A 15,194-nucleotide genomic window follows, 5' to 3' on the forward strand; every position below is an offset into this window, starting at 1 on the left:
TTGTTTGATTTGTGTAAATAGTATTAATATTAGACAAATAAAATGTATGCGTTTACAATGGAGAGAATAGACTTCCGGCCACAATAAAAGCCCGGCTGATATGCCGGGCTTTTATTTTCTATAAAGAGGATAAGATGGTCACAGGCATCCCGTCAGGGGCGGTTGTCGAATACATCTTTTCCCCATGTTCTTCAATGGGGCCGTGAACCTCAACCCCCTGCTGTTTGGCGTGCTCCGCAAAAGCATCCGCATCATCCACGACCAGCTGCAGCATTTTCACAGGCATCATACACTCATTTTTGTGCCAGAACTCGAGCCAGCTGTCTCCTGCCTTAAAGATACCGCCGCGATATTCCTCCGTATCCTCCCACGCATTCCCGACGCCCAGTTTGTTTTGAAAAAAGTCCACCATCGCCTCACTATGTTCAGAAACATCAACATACCTGTATCCAAGAATCTTCATCTTCCACCTCTTCCCTTTTCTATTTCCAGGATGACCCCTTCCACCTTTCTTATTCTATCCACAGAGAAAAAAGCCTGCACAAAGGCAGGCTTTTAGGAAAAGATCTGATCGATTTTAGAGATTTCATTGTCGTTCAACTTCACATCCAGCGTTTTCAGATTATCGACGACCTGCTGGGTGCGTTTTGCACCAGGGATAACCGCATCAATGGATGGCTGATTCAAATACCACGACAGGACAATATGCGGAATATCCACGCCTTTTTCCTCAGCGATTGGACGAAGCTTCTCAACTTTATCCAGATTCTTTTTGAACTCTTCTCCTTGGAACAACGGATTTTCTGCACGCAGATCGTTGAACGTCGTATTTTTATCATACTTACCAGCTAACAGTCCGGAAGCAAACGGGAAGTATGGAACAAAGCTGATTTGGTTGTCCGCTGTGTAAGGAAGCATATCCTCTTCCGCTCCACGCTTGAACAGATTATATTCACTTTGAATCACATCCACATATCCGTCCTTGTTGGCTTCTTTCAACTCGTCAACAGAGAAATTGGAAACGCCTATTGAGCGTACTTTCCCTTCATCCTTCAATTCCTTCAGAGCACCCACCGCTTCATCTTTCGGCGTATCCTCATCCGGGAAGTGAATGTAATACAGGTCGATATAATCCGTCCCTAGACGCTGTAGACTGTCCTCCACGGACTGCTTTAAGAAGGCAGGAGAGTTGTTGAACACAACATCTTCTCCTTTAAACTCATGAGCACCTTTCGTCGCAAGAATGATATCATCACGTTTATATTCACTCATCACCTGTCCGACAAGCTCCTCTGAACGTTTCGGTCCGTAAATAAAGGCCGTATCGAGAAAATTCATGCCGTGGTTCAGTGCTGTCCGGACGACGTCCTTACCTGCTTCCTCATCCAAATTCGGGTAAAGGTTGTGCCCTCCGACGGCATTTGTACCAAGGCCGATGGGATTGACATACAAATCTGATTTACCGAGTTTTGTTCTGTTATCCATTTTCTCATCTCCTTCTAAAATTCATCCTTTTCGATGTTTACCACATAACACCAAATTAAAAACAGGCTGCCCCTTTTCTCAAAATAAGTCAAAGGCCAGAGGAACCCCCCATCCCCGGCCTTTGATAACCAAATAATTTATCCCAGTTTGCTTTCTCTCTTATGGTCATTAAATTCCACTTTTCCAAGCTTCCTAAATTGTTCCTCGATTTGTTCAAGCGTCTTCCCTTTTGTTTCTGGAAGATATTTTGCTACAAACAGGATAGACAGGATACCAAGACCGAAGAAGACGAAGAAGGTGTTAGATAATCCAAAAGTGTCAACAGAAATCGGGAAGAGGAAGCCGACAAAAAAGTTGGCGATCCATAAACAGAAAATGCATACGCCCATCCCTAGCCCTCTAATTTTCTGAGGAAAAATTTCAGCAATAACAAGCCATGTGACAGGACTTATTGCTCCCTGCATAAAAGCAAGGAACATGACAGTCAAAGCCAGAATTACGAATGGCAGGGCAGAAGTTCCTTGAAGCCAGATCGAAAATAACCCGATTAAAAGAAGCGAAGAAGTTGTACCCGCCAGTCCTACCAGCAGCATAGGACGCCGTCTTACGCGACCGAGAAGCCAGATTCCTGTAATCATGGCAGCAACAGAAATGACACCGTTTGCAATATTACCAATAAGAGCTGCTTTTGTACTAAATCCGGAATCTTTTAAGATTTCTGTTCCGTAATAGATGATTGAGTTTACACCGGTAATTTGCTGGACAACAGCAACCCCTACCCCGATGAATACGATTCTACGTATCCAAGGTTTAGCTAAATCTTTAATTTTCCCTTTTTCCATCTGACTCTCACTCTCAAGGTTTTCCCGCATCGTTGAAATCTCGCTGTCCGCCCTTTCCGGGGTTCTTACACGATTCAAAACTGTGAGGGCATCTTGAAACCTTCCCTTCGAGGCCAGCCATCTTGGACTCTCAGGAACTACTTTCATTCCGAGCCATAGAATAACCGCCGGCAGCGCTGCTATGATAAGCATATACCTCCATACATGACCAACCTCACCCAGAGTCGTCCCTAATATCGCGTTGAAAATAAAGGCCAGCATCTGTCCGGTTACAATCATAACCTCGTTCCATGTAACCATCTGCCCTCTACGTTCCGTAGGAGATATTTCGGCTAAAAAAGACGGCACAGTAACTGAAGCGCCCCCCACTGCAAGCCCCAAAATAAACCGGGATGCAATCATAAAAGCAGTACTAGGCGCAAACGCACAACCAAGTGTTGCAAGAAAGAAAATAACAGCCAGACCCATAATGGTCTTTCTCCGCCCAAATACATCGGAAAGTCTTCCTCCGAACACCGCCCCGAAAGCAGCTCCAAGGAGTAGAGAGCTTGCTACCAAGCCTTCGGTTAGCGGAGAAAGATTTAACTGGCCTTCCTCAGCCATAAAAGGCAGCGCTCCATTAATAACCCCTGTATCATACCCAAACAACAGTCCTCCAAAAGTCGAGACGATGACGATAAGCGCTAAAAACCGGTTAGGATTTTTCTTTTTGGCTCCCTTAGGAAAAGTGACTTGGTTCTTCCCATCAGTTTGTTCCATGACCACATTCCTTCCATAATGAGTTAAGCCGTAGGTATCTGCTTCAAATCAGTAAACAAGACAGGATTAATAAACTTTATAGTGGTCTAAGAGCCATTCATGCTCCGGATCTGTTTGAAATTTCCATACACGTTCCGGGCCGGCCATCACATTTAAAAAGTAAACATTATGACCAGGCGGTGCAGCAACAGGATGATACCCTTTTGGAACCATGACAGCATCGTTATGGTTCACAATCATGTTTTCATCCAAGCTTCGATCATCAGTGTATACTCGTTGAAAGGCAAATCCACTTTCAGGCTGGATTTTATGGTAATAGGTTTCCTCAAGTTTTGATTCATACGGGAGATTCTCTTCATCATGTTTATGAGGTGGAAAGCCAGACCAACTCCCTTGAGGTGTAAGGACTTCCACTACTAGCAAACTGTCAGCAGGCTTGTCCTCTGGAAGAATGTTATGAATATGGCGGGTAAGATGATCGGTCCCCCTCTTTTCTTTTCCTACATCGTACGGACTTATGAGCCTTGGTTCATAGTTTCCATTCGATGGGGCAGAGCAGACGGCGACTTCAAGATCTGTTCGAGCCTGTATATGGTACCTTTCTTTTGGAGGCAGATACACCGAATAGGGAGGAATCCACTCGAATACATCCATTCGCTCACCGATATTTTCAAACGATTGGTGGTTGGTGGCAACATCAGCCCTACCGCTCAGAAGAACAAGACATACTTCGCGGTCTTCCGTATTTTTTTCAAGCTCTTCTCCTTTCTTCAAGGCAAAGACCTCAAAACCAACATGGTCCCACCCCGCCTGTTCCGGGGTTATTTCAAGACTTTTCCCCTGTTTATCAGGCTTGTGACTTTTCACAATCAATTCAGCCATACGTATCCTTCCTTTCATGAATGTTTGATTTATACCAGAAGCTTTTTCTTTTGTTGAAGAGAACGAGTGGCTGCCACAGCAATCTCAGCAGCTTTCAGGCCATCATCAACGGAAACCGCAGATGGATATTGGTTCTTTATGGCAGAGATAAAAGATTCTATTTCTGTAACGAAGGACTCCTTATACCGTTCAAGGAAAAAGTATTCAGGTTTATCCTTGTAAACGCCTTCATTTGTGCTTACTTCAATTGTTGTCGGTCGCATGTTTTCTACGACAGCTTTCCCTTCAGAACCAAACACTTCAATACGTTGATCGTAACCATAGGAAGCCTTTCTGCTGTTATCAATAACTACAAGGGCCCCGTTCTCCAACACGCCGGAGGTGACAGCCGTATCGATATCTCCGTGCTCTGAAAGAGAGGGGTCAATCACGGCCTGGCCATACGCGTGTACATTGACAAATTCACTGCCTGATAAGAAACGGACCATATCAAAGTCGTGGATAGTCATATCAAGGAACAACCCTCCGGAGTTTTCAACATAATTAAGGGGTGGAGGCATTGGATCCCGCGATGTTACTTTGATGATCTGTACATCTCCAACCTCTCCAGACACTATAGTGCTCTTCAACTTCTCAAAGCTTTTATCGAACCGGCGGTTGAAACCCACCTGAAAGACCACTGATGATTGATCCATTACTGCTTTAACTTCTTGAATTCTTTTGATATCGAGGTCTACCGGCTTTTCACAGAATATGTGCTTCCCACACTTGGCAGCTTTTATTGCAAAATCTGCGTGAGTATGAGTGGGAGAACAGATGAGCACGGCATCGATGTCAGGATTTTGAAGTACATCGTTTTCCTCATTAGTTAAACACGTTAGCGAATGATTTACCGCCCATTCCTCTAAATGCTCTATGAAAGGATCGTAAACAGCACTCAACTGCGCATCGCGAATGCGATACATGATGTTTTCCGCATGCATACGCCCAATCCTACCCCCGCCTAAAATTCCAAATTGTATCGATGCATTCTCCTTCACCAACATCACACTCCTAAATGAGTTTGAATATACTGCCGGGCTTTGATGGCATATTCTAAAGGATCTGCTTTTTCCGGATCCTGTTCAGCCTCAACGACAATCCACCCACTGTAATCCGAGACGTTCAATTTTGTCAGCACCTGCTGCATATCCACCATATCTCCATCCCCCGGGACAGTAAAAAGTCCAAGTTTCACCCCTTCAATAAAACTGAGGTCTTCTTCTTTAACAGTATCTAAGGCAGTTTTCCGAACATCTTTAACATGGACATGACGGATGCGATCTCCATATTTATATAAAAGTTGCACAGGATCAACTCCAGCTATAGTGGCATGTCCTGTATCGTATAACAGATGGACAAGATTCGAATCGGTCCCCTCCATTACCCTGTCTATTTCTTCCATGGTTTCAATACCTGTACCTATGTGGTAATGGAAAGCCAGCGCCATTCCTCTCTCCTTTGCCATCTGTCCTAATTGATTCAATCCTTCGCATAGATAATCAAACTGTTCGTCTGTTAATTGGGGACGATTGAGAAATAAAGGCTGTGTGATATCGTTATGGATTGTACTTCCTACTTCACCAACTCCGACAACCTCAGCACCTAGCTGCTCCAACGTATCTATATGTTCACTGAAAGCATTAATCGTCTCCTCGATAGGCTTTGAAGTAAAATAGCAGCTGAACCACCCGTTGCAGATCTCAAGGTTTCTAAGTTGAACTGCCCTGCTCAACTCATCCACATTCTTCGGATACTTGTGTCCAATTTCACTTCCTTCAAAGCCTGCAAGTGCCATCTCACTCAGACACTGCTCGAAAGTAAGACGCTCGCCAATCGCAGGAAGGTCATCGTTGGACCAGTTTATAGGGGCGCACCCCAGTTTCACCTTCTGTTTTACAAGCATGTCATCACTCCATTCCATCTAATTTTACTTTTAACTCCTGGTAGGACTCCTGCACAGCGGCGCTTTCAGAAACTTCCGGAACACCTACCTCCCAGAAACCTTCATATCCTTCCGTCATTGTTCCAGGGAGTACTTTGATATGAATTAGAGTCGATTGTGTCTCTTTTTTCGATTCTTCAAAGGCTGCCTGTAATTCTTCCAAATTTGTTACAGTAAAAGCCTTCATCCCGTAGCTTTCAGCGTTTTTCGCAAAATCCACAGGAGAATACTCCCCAGTAAGGCTGTGATTTTCTCTTCTTCTAAATTCATTACCAAAGCTGCTTACCCCGTGAGAGCGCTGAAGGTTGTGGATACATTGAAAACCATGGTTATCAAATAGAAGAATATTCATTTTCAAGCCTTCCTGGATGCTAGTGAAAACCTCTGTGTGTCCCATCAAATATGCTCCATCTCCCACAAATGCGTACACTTCTGAGTCCGGTTTTGCTATTTTTGCTCCTAAAGCTCCGGGAACTTCATAGCCCATACAGGAGAACCCATACTCCAGATGATACGTATTTGGTTCCCCAGGCTTCCAAATCCTTTCTAAATCTGAAGGGAGACTGCCCGATGCAGATACGATTACAGAAGAAGGGTCGATCATTTTGTTGATTTCCATAAGTGCACGAGTCTGGTTTAATCCTTTTTCATTCTCAAGACTGGATAGTCGTTCCAATTCCTCCTCCCATGCCTGCCAGGCAATTTTGATCTCTTCCTCATAAGAAGATACATACTCTCTGATTTTCAGAGTATCGTGCAGCTGATTCAATCCAAGTTCTGCATCACCTTTTAATGCTGCTGCGTTCATTTTACTAGCATCCGTTGCATTCACATTCAAGGACACAAAACGACTGTCGTTCTTAAAGGCCAGTTTGGAAGAAGTAGCAAAGTCATTCAACCTTGTACCTACGGCAAGAATGACATCCGCGTCCTTAGCAAGCCGGTTGGAAGCCAGTGTACCGCATACTCCGACGCCTCCCATATTAAGAGGATGATCCCATGGTATCGTCCCCTTTCCGGCCTGTGTTTCACCAATGGGTATACGGAAAGTCTCCGCGAAGTTCAATAGAGCTTCTGTAGCTCCGCTGTATCGAACACCACCTCCACAAACGATAAACGGACGCTCACTCTTTTCAATAATTTTCACAGCTTTTTCCAGAGCTTCAGAGGAAAGCGGCTGCCGTTCGATTAAATGAGTACGCCTTCTGAAGAAATCCACTGGATAATCATAAGCTTCCGCCTGAACGTCCTGTGGCAGGGCGAGCGTAACAGCTCCGGTGTCCGCTGGGTCTGTTAGTACCCTCATAGCCTGCTCACATGCGGTCATGAGCTGTTCAGGACGGACAATTCGATCCCAGTAACGACTGACAGGCTTAAACGTATCGGTAATGGAAGATGTATAGTCATTATTATTTTCCACTTGCTGAAGGACAGGGTCAGGTCTTCGCGAAGCAAAATTGTCTGAAGGAAGAAACAGTACAGGAATTCTATTCACACTAGCTGTCGCTGCAGCTGTCACTAAATTGGCTGATCCAGGACCGATTGATGCTGTAACCGCATAAGTCTGAAGCCGCTGCCGTTCTTTCGCAAAAGCCATTGCTGTATGGGCAATGCCCTGCTCATTTTTACCTTGATAAAAGGGGAATTCCCCGTATTGTTCCAAAGCCTGGCCAAGTCCAAGAACATTACCGTGACCAAAAATCCCCATCATACCCTCAAAAAATTTATACTCTTTCCCATCAAGAACGACATACTGGTTGTCGAGGAATTTCACTAAAGCCTGACTCATTGTTAAACGTATTGTTTCCACAGTTTTTCCTCCCATCTATTGAATTACTTTGTCCTCTGCACGTTTAAATCCGAGCAGTTCCAGTTTCCTAAGAGCCTCCTGTTTCACCATTTCTATTGGTTTTTCAAATAGTTTTAACCGATCGTATTCATGTGGAGCCTTCTGTACTTCCTCCTGTAGGCTGTAACCGAACGCTTTCCGAAGAGCTGTTCCTATGTTCATTTTCGATACGGAAGTACGGACCAGACGCTCCAAATCTTCATCTTTAATTCCCGTGGATCCATGAATCACAAGAGGGGTGCGCACTTTATAATCAATTTCATCCAAAAGTTCGAATTGAATGGATGCTTCCTGAGCACTCATTCGTTGTACTGTCCCAACAGAGACAGCCAGCCAGTCCACATTGGTCTGTTGGACAAACACCAATGCTTCATCTGAATTTGTATAGACCGTTTGGTTCCCTGGGATATCCTGGTAAGATAGTTGTCCTACTTCTCCTTCCACCGCCACATCAAAGGCATGGGCCATTCTTGCAATTTCTTTTGTATTTCTAATATTTTCCTCAAGCGGAAGGTGGGAGCCATCATACATGACAGAGGTATATCCGCTTTGGATGGCTTTTGCTGTTATTTCATAACTTTTCGCATGGTCAAGATGGATGGATACAGGCACCTTCGCATTCACAGCCAGCTGTCTAAGCAACATGCCCCAGTAATCCACCGGCATATGATCAATGGCCAGCTTATTAGTAGCAAGCAGGATAGGAGCATTCATCTCTTCCGCCGCCTCAACAACTGCAGCAGCATCCTCGTAACCAAAGACGTTAAACGCAGCTAAGGCATAATTCGTTTGGGAAGACTGCTTCACTACGTCACGAAAATCACAAATCATGCATCCTTCCTCCTTTGCGAGTTTTTTGTTTTTCAATGAAATCCATCAGTTCATTCCAGTAGGGCATCGCTTCAGAACAAGAATTCTTTGAGATGACGATTGCTGCGGCTCCTGCTCCCAGCTCAAGAGAAGTGGAAAGATTAAATTCGTTGATCAATCCATACAGCACCCCCGCAGCAAAGGCATCCCCTGCGCCAAACGTCTTCACTACAGAGACAGAAAACACAGGACCGGCAGCAGGTTTACCCTCTCTTGTATAAGCTTTGGATCCTTCCTCTCCACGCTTGATAATGACAAGCTCTGGTTCTTCCCTGAGCCAGTCTTCGGCAATCTTGACATCATCAGCATCCATATAAGCAGGTGAGAGGGCATGGAATTCATCACGCGTACCAATGATCACATGGGACTGGCGCGCCACTTCCTGGTAAACTTCCGCCGTCTCTTCTTTGGACTTCCAAATGTATGGACGATAATCAAGTTCAAATACAACTTTCGTGTTATGCTGACGTGCAAATGTAATGCAGCGAAGTACAGCTTCACGCGAAGGTGATTGAGATAAAGCAGTACCGGAAATCAATATGGCTTTTGCTCTCTTTACGTACTCCTCATCCATTTCCTCCGGAGAGATTTTGAGATCTGCTGCCTCATTCCGATAAAGAATGTTATGACATTCAGAAGGACTGATAATTTCTGTAAACGCTACTCCATTCATAGCACCTGTTTCATCTGTTGGAACATGGGAGGTATCGATTCCTTCCTTGCGGAGAGCATGCGTACAATACCTACCTAAACCATCATTAGAGACTTTGCTGATAAAACCAACGTTCAACCCAAGTCTGGCAGCACCAACTGCAATATTTGCCGGAGAACCTCCTACTGTTTTTTTGAATGACTCAACTTCCTCCATTGGGCGGTTAATTTCATTAGCGTTCAAATCAACCCCGATCCTTCCAATCGGAATTATGTCCAAATCTTTTTGTTTATCAAAGTCAATAACGGACATTAAATCCCCACTTTCCTAAGAATTTTATCGAACAACCATTCCACTATTCACAGATTCCACAGCTTTCAGTGCAGCTTGCGTGGCCTTTACTCCATCTCCTGCGTCAGGATAAAGTTTTTCCCCTGTCTGCACTCCCTGGATGAATGCCTGCATTTCCTGCTTAAAAGCCACCTCAAACCTTTCTAAGAAATCATAAACACACTCTTCTACAGCTCCTTGCTCATTAAAGAGCATCACTTGATTCTTTGCCGGAACAGGACTTAAACGCAGTGTTCCTTTCGTCCCCACCACTTCTGTCTCAATATGATAACCATGGCTAGCTGTGCGGCCACTATAAAACTGTCCTATCGCACGTTTTTCAAAAGTCATAAGTGCTGCAGCATTATCCATATCCCCGTGCACCTTCAGCTCATCGTATAAGTAACACCCTCCGAGTGCATAAACCTGTTCCACTTCCGATTCCAAAAGCCAGCGCGCCAGATCAATATCATGAACACCCATATCTACAAAAAGACCACCACTGGTCTCTGCAAAACGAAGCAGACCGTCAATCAGGTATTCAGGGTCCAGACTGTAACACCGAATGAGAATGGGGGTCCCTATCCGCCCTCCCAGGATCTGTTTCTTCATAAATTGATAAGAAGGATCAAACCGACGCATAAAACCCAGCATAAGGCACTGTTCAGGGAATTCCTCTGCTTTTTCTCTGACTTGAATACATTCTTCCAGTGTTAATCCAAGCGGTTTTTCACAGAAAACATGAAGCCCTGATTCCAAGGCATCCAGCACCTGTTGACAGTGCTCCGAGGAAGAAGATGCAATCACTACCGCATCCAGTCCTCCTTCTTTAAACATTCTGAGGGTATCTGTATAGCCAAAAGGGACCGCCCATTTTTCCTGATACTGCTTAACTTTCTCTGCCGTCGTTGCACAGACGGCCGTCAGCTCACATCCAGGAATGTTCAAGATGTTTTCCGCATGACGGCTGCCCAGGCGCCCCAATCCAACAACTCCTATTCGTAGATCAGACATTCACTTCATCTTCTCCACTTGATTTTCCAACTGAACCAACTTGTTTTCACGGAAGGATTCTGTCGCTGCATAGGCAACCTCTGTAGCTTTCGTACCATCATAAACACTAACGGAGGGTTTTCGGTCTTCTAAAATACAGTCAACAAACTCCTGAACTTCAAGCCGGTAAGCTTCTTCAAAACGTTCAGGGAACCCGGAGACGCATTCTTTTCTAGCTCCGTAGGTATCAAAGATCTGCACTTGATTCTTTTCCGGTACCGTTCCAACACGCAGAGTGCCATGTGTACCAACGATTTCTGTTTCAACATGATATCCGTGAGGAGCATTTCGTCCGGAATGGAACATCCCCATCGTTCCATTTTCAAACTGCATCAAAGCCGCCACATTGTCACCATCTCCATACACATCAAATTCCTTGTGTAAATAACTCCCACCTGAAGCGAAGACATTAGTAACATCCGAATCAAGGAACCAACGTGCAAGGTCAATGTCGTGTACAGTCATATCAAGGAAAAGCCCTCCGCTTGTTGCAGCGAATCGAATAGCTCCTTCAATAGTTGATTCTGGATCGATACTGGTAGCACGGACTAAAATCGGCTGCCCGATCGCTCCATCTTCTATTTTTTTCTTTGCATAAGCATAGGAAGGGTCATAACGTCGCATAAAACCAACCATAAAAACACGATCAGCATTGCGTTCAACCGCTCGTTCTGCAATCCTACATTCTTCTACAGTTACGCCTAACGGTTTTTCTGTGAATACATGGAACCCTGCATCCAAAGCTTTTTCAATCTGACCACAGTGTTCTGGAGAAGGCGAAATCACAGCAATAGCGTCCAGTTCCTTATTCTTCAACATTTCTTCATACACGGTATAACCAAATGGAACTCCCCATTCTTTTTGAACATGATCGACTTCCTCCTCAACTATGCTGCACACCGCTGTAAGTTCTGCGTTCGGAATTTGAAAAGCAATGTTCCTTGCATGATCCATCCCAAGTCTTCCAAGACCCACCATACCAATTTTCACTTTTTTCATTTTTCTTCCTCCTTTAATAACAGCGCTTTCATGTAATGTTAAAATAAAAAAGAAGTAATTTTTCTGATTATTCTTTTATTTGGTTACATTCTATCTTGACTGGTTATATTTTGCAACCGTTTACTTATATTTATTTATTTTATATTCTATTTTTAGTTATTTTTTATTTTGAATATTTATTTTTAGTTTCGTTTATGTTTAAATACAAATAAGATATGTTAGAGGAGGAGACCGATGTTTGCGTCGCAAAGACATGAAAAAATCAGACAGATACTTATAGAAAAGAAAAATGTGGATACCTCCACACTTACTTCACTACTGGGGGTCAGCGATGTTACGGTCCGTAAAGACCTGGCCGCTTTAGAGAAAGAGGGTTTTCTTCGTAAGACCTTTGGTGGGGCTGTATTAAGTGAACACGATTCATCAACACATGATTACCAGAAGGCTTCTATAGATAATGTTGAAATAAAAGACGCGATCGCTGAAAAGGCATCCGTTCAAATCCAAAAAGGAGATACGATATTTATTGGCTCTGGGGCGACCTGTTACCTACTAGCTAAGAAAATTCGTCATAGACAGGATTTAACCATTGTTACAAACAACGTGAATGCTCTTAATGAACTCATCCCCTATAACTCAAAAATCTTTTTTATTGGAGGTGAACTTGTCCATCATGAAGGAATGGTTTCTACAAGTTCCGAGAGGGTTGAAGATTATTTTAAAGGCATTTATGTGAACAAGGCGTTTACCAGTGTTACCGGTGTAGATTTGACTGCAGGCCTCACGGTCAATCATATTATCAGCACTTACATCTACAAAAAAATTCAGGCCATGTCCTTTACGTGGACGCTTATGGTTGAAGATACTAAATTCAATAAGCGGGGTATTCATCAAGTAGCTACGTTGAACAGCCCAGCTTCAATCATATCCAACTACATCCCAGCTGAGTACCTGAGTTATTTCGAAGAGAACCATATAGAAACCACTCTTTCAACTGAATAAATTGCAAAAAACCACTCGAATCATGCCTTCACGAGTGGTTTTTTCATAGCTGAAAAAAGGATCAACATTGATGAATAAATTTTGCTCCTTTATGATGAGAAAAAAGCCCCGCCAAAGGAGATTTCATTCATGGACATCCGCCACCTGCAGTATTTCATTGAAGTCGCACACTTCCAGAGTTTCACAAAAGCAGCCGAACACCTCTATATCTCCCAGCCGACCATCAGCAAAATGATTAAAAACCTCGAAAACGACCTCGGTGTTGAGCTTTTTGAGCGTCGGAGAAAAAAAGTCGTCCTGACAGACGCCGGACGACTCATCCTCACTCAGGCGAAAACGATTGATAAAGCTTTCCAGAACCTGACGACTCAACTGGATGATCTGCTCGGCCTGCAGAAAGGCCATCTGCGTATCGGCCTGCCACCGATCATGGATGCAGAAGAGTTCATCCAGACACTCGGAAGTTTTCATAAACAGTATCCACACATTACCTTTCAGCTCGTTGAGAGTGGTGCTAAAAAGATTGAGGAGCAGATTCTCCAGGAGGAACTGGATGTCGGGATCACTGTCCTGCCGACGGATGAAGAACGTTTCCATTACTTTTTCCTGTTAAACGAAGAATTGGAGGTTGTGCTGCACCCGGACCATCCGCTGGCGGACCTCGAGGAAATTGAGTTAGCTGATCTAAAAGAGGAATCCTTTATCCTTTTCAACAAGGATTTTGTGTTGAATGACCGGATTTCAAACGCCTGTCAGGAAGCCGGCTTTCTGCCGAAAATCGTATCGGAGAGCTCTCAATGGGACTTTATTGGTAAAATGGTCGCTTCCAATTTCGGGATCTCCTTGCTGCCTAAGAGCGTTTCTCAACTGTTGAGTGACAATGTACGTAAAATCAAAGTGACGGAGCCTTCCATCGCGTGGGAACTGGCTATCATCTGGCCGAAAGATCAATACATTTCCTTTGCTGCCAAGGAGTGGCTCACCTACACCCAAAACCGCATGAGCAGAATGGAAGATTAATCAGCTTTGAACGCCAAAGCTGATTTTTTTATTCCACTTTAGACTAATTGTAAGCATTTCCATAGATATTATCTATCGTATGAATGCCGGATTGCTATTTCACTTTCTGATTATTCAGGCTTACACTGATGGTGTTCTCCTTTTTGTAGGGACATGTCTTTACGAATAAGCGCTTCGAAATGATTTTATTTACAGAAAGGAAGTCAGAAATAATGACAGGTAAACGAGCAAAAGAAAGTCTTGTGATCAATACAGACCAAGTGATGATTAACGATTTGAATAATTACAATACACTGTTCGGCGGGGTGCTGATGAAAAAGCTGGATAACAACGCCACCCTTTCTGCACGAAGGCACGCCCGGGTAAAAGAGTGTGTAACAGCGTCAACAGATTCCATCGATTTCCTTCACCCCATCCATCAGAAGGATTCGGTTTGTGTGGAATCCTTTGTTTCTTATACAGGAAATAAATCGATGGAGATTTTCTGTAAAGTCATTGCAGAAGATATGATTACCGGTGAGCGGCGGATGGCTGCTACAGCTTTCCTGACGTTTGTAGCTCTTGATGAACATAAACAGGCGGTGAAGGTACCTAAGGTCATCCCTGAAACCGAAGAAGAGAAGTTCCTCTATCAATCGGGAGAGGAAAGAGCCAAGCGCCGGCGGTTCCGCCGCGACCATAGTGCTGAATTAACAAGAATCATCGGGTTGGAGAAACCGTGGGAAAAAGGAGTGGATGAACATGATCAAATTAGCAAGCTTGGGTGAGCTCTATGAGGCAAAAGAAGATATCCGGGACATCCGCACCCGCTATCCGGACGTTTACGCCATTTTAAACCATGTGGTCAGTTTCACACGGCAGCTCCAGATCAAATACGGATATATGGGTGCCCTGCTGATGGAGGAAGACCTTGAAGCCTGCTATCCTGAATTTATTAAAGGTTCGATTCTATCTGTCTATCAGAGGGAAGTGAATCGTCTGAAGGACCACGAGGACTTCCAGGTCGTGCAGGAATTTCTCAATAAGCACAGGGAAGTCGGGGACGCCAAGCTTTTTCTTCTCATTCTTGGTGCTAAACCCGAACTGCTGCTCGGCTCAACAATCATGAAATAATAAAAGATTCCCGGGGTATCAGGACAACCCCGGGAATCTTTTTACAACACTTATGATTAAGCACCACTTTTAGAAAGCAGCTGCTCCTGCTGCAGCTTTTCCTGAAGCATGGCAACTTTCTGACGCTCTTCTTCCAGCTGCTGCTGCAGTTTTTCATTTTCCTTCACAAGGATATCTCTCTGGTCTAAAACACGGATCATATCTTCTCTCATGTAAATGTCCCCTCTTTCTTTGTACTTGTTCACCAGTCGACTCAAACAACTACTAGAAACGTTACTTTGTAAAAATTATGTTAAATAATGACGAATTTTGCAACTAAAAGCTTTCGACAAAAGATAGATACCCTATTCCTGC

16 protein-coding genes are annotated in these 15,194 nt (G+C 44.0%); 4 read left to right on the forward strand and 12 right to left on the reverse strand.

Annotation, left to right across the window (positions count from 1 at the left end; all coding sequences use genetic code 11):
* Positions 1 to 118: 118 nt before the first annotated feature.
* The 11 genes from QMA39_RS10060 to QMA39_RS10110 all read right to left on the reverse strand — a co-directional run bounded on the left by QMA39_RS10060 (position 119) and on the right by QMA39_RS10110 (position 11,705).
* Entirely contained in the window at positions 119 to 463 is a 345-nt protein-coding gene (locus tag QMA39_RS10060; RefSeq protein ID WP_027954929.1) for a VOC family protein, read from the reverse strand.
* A 92-nt stretch (positions 464 to 555) separates the two neighbouring features.
* A complete protein-coding gene (locus QMA39_RS10065) occupies positions 556 to 1,485 on the reverse strand; it encodes an aldo/keto reductase (RefSeq protein ID WP_281658612.1) in 930 nt (309 codons plus the stop codon).
* Positions 1,486 to 1,622: 137 nt separating this feature from the next.
* Complete coding sequence (locus QMA39_RS10070) at positions 1,623 to 3,086, reverse strand: sugar porter family MFS transporter (RefSeq protein ID WP_281658613.1); 1,464 nt, start codon at positions 3,084 to 3,086, stop codon at positions 1,623 to 1,625.
* A 66-nt stretch (positions 3,087 to 3,152) separates the two neighbouring features.
* Positions 3,153 to 3,968, reverse strand: a complete 816-nt coding sequence (iolB, locus tag QMA39_RS10075; RefSeq protein ID WP_281658614.1) for a 5-deoxy-glucuronate isomerase — start codon at positions 3,966 to 3,968, stop codon at positions 3,153 to 3,155.
* A 29-nt stretch (positions 3,969 to 3,997) separates the two neighbouring features.
* On the reverse strand, positions 3,998 to 5,008 hold the full coding sequence (gene iolG, locus QMA39_RS10080) for an inositol 2-dehydrogenase (protein ID WP_281658615.1): 1,011 nt from the start codon (positions 5,006 to 5,008) through the stop codon (positions 3,998 to 4,000).
* A gap of 5 nt (positions 5,009 to 5,013) precedes the next feature.
* Positions 5,014 to 5,913, reverse strand: a complete 900-nt coding sequence (iolE, locus tag QMA39_RS10085) for a myo-inosose-2 dehydratase (RefSeq protein WP_281658616.1) — start codon at positions 5,911 to 5,913, stop codon at positions 5,014 to 5,016.
* Positions 5,914 to 5,917: 4 nt separating this feature from the next.
* Positions 5,918 to 7,762, reverse strand: coding sequence for a 3D-(3,5/4)-trihydroxycyclohexane-1,2-dione acylhydrolase (decyclizing) (gene iolD / locus QMA39_RS10090; protein WP_281658617.1), 1,845 nt, complete (start codon positions 7,760 to 7,762; stop codon positions 5,918 to 5,920).
* Positions 7,763 to 7,777: 15 nt separating this feature from the next.
* Positions 7,778 to 8,632, reverse strand: coding sequence for a class II fructose-bisphosphate aldolase (locus QMA39_RS10095; protein WP_281658618.1), 855 nt, complete (start codon positions 8,630 to 8,632; stop codon positions 7,778 to 7,780).
* On the reverse strand, positions 8,622 to 9,635 hold the full coding sequence (gene iolC, locus QMA39_RS10100) for a 5-dehydro-2-deoxygluconokinase (RefSeq protein ID WP_281658619.1): 1,014 nt from the start codon (positions 9,633 to 9,635) through the stop codon (positions 8,622 to 8,624). Before iolC ends, QMA39_RS10095 begins: the two co-directional genes overlap by 11 nt.
* 24 nt (positions 9,636 to 9,659) lie before the next feature.
* On the reverse strand, positions 9,660 to 10,667 hold the full coding sequence (locus tag QMA39_RS10105; RefSeq protein WP_281658620.1) for a Gfo/Idh/MocA family oxidoreductase: 1,008 nt from the start codon (positions 10,665 to 10,667) through the stop codon (positions 9,660 to 9,662).
* Positions 10,668 to 11,705: a Gfo/Idh/MocA family oxidoreductase gene (locus QMA39_RS10110; RefSeq protein ID WP_281658621.1), complete on the reverse strand. Its 1,038-nt coding sequence runs from the start codon at positions 11,703 to 11,705 to the stop codon at positions 10,668 to 10,670.
* Between the two features lie 234 nt (positions 11,706 to 11,939).
* On the opposite strand from QMA39_RS10110, the gene QMA39_RS10115 reads away from it, so the two are divergent.
* The 4 genes from QMA39_RS10115 to QMA39_RS10130 all read left to right on the forward strand — a co-directional run bounded on the left by QMA39_RS10115 (position 11,940) and on the right by QMA39_RS10130 (position 14,840).
* Positions 11,940 to 12,707: a DeoR/GlpR family DNA-binding transcription regulator gene (locus tag QMA39_RS10115; RefSeq protein WP_281658622.1), complete on the forward strand. Its 768-nt coding sequence runs from the start codon at positions 11,940 to 11,942 to the stop codon at positions 12,705 to 12,707.
* 129 nt (positions 12,708 to 12,836) lie between these two features.
* The gene (locus tag QMA39_RS10120; RefSeq protein WP_281658623.1) at positions 12,837 to 13,727 is read left to right on the forward strand and encodes a LysR family transcriptional regulator; all 891 of its coding nucleotides are present in this window, start codon (positions 12,837 to 12,839) and stop codon (positions 13,725 to 13,727) included.
* 212 nt (positions 13,728 to 13,939) lie between these two features.
* Entirely contained in the window at positions 13,940 to 14,494 is a 555-nt protein-coding gene (locus tag QMA39_RS10125) for an acyl-CoA thioesterase (protein WP_281658624.1), read from the forward strand.
* Positions 14,469 to 14,840, forward strand: a complete 372-nt coding sequence (locus QMA39_RS10130; protein WP_281658625.1) for a hypothetical protein — start codon at positions 14,469 to 14,471, stop codon at positions 14,838 to 14,840. Before QMA39_RS10125 ends, QMA39_RS10130 begins: the two co-directional genes overlap by 26 nt.
* Before the next feature lie 56 nt (positions 14,841 to 14,896).
* On the opposite strand, the gene QMA39_RS10135 is transcribed toward QMA39_RS10130, so the two are convergent.
* Positions 14,897 to 15,052, reverse strand: a complete 156-nt coding sequence (locus tag QMA39_RS10135) for a hypothetical protein (protein ID WP_156896472.1) — start codon at positions 15,050 to 15,052, stop codon at positions 14,897 to 14,899.
* Between the last annotated feature and the right edge of the window lie 142 nt (positions 15,053 to 15,194).

The sequence above is a fragment of the Halobacillus sp. Cin3 genome, assembly GCF_947311855.1.
Classification (GTDB): domain Bacteria; phylum Bacillota; class Bacilli; order Bacillales; family Halobacillaceae; genus Halobacillus; species Halobacillus kuroshimensis.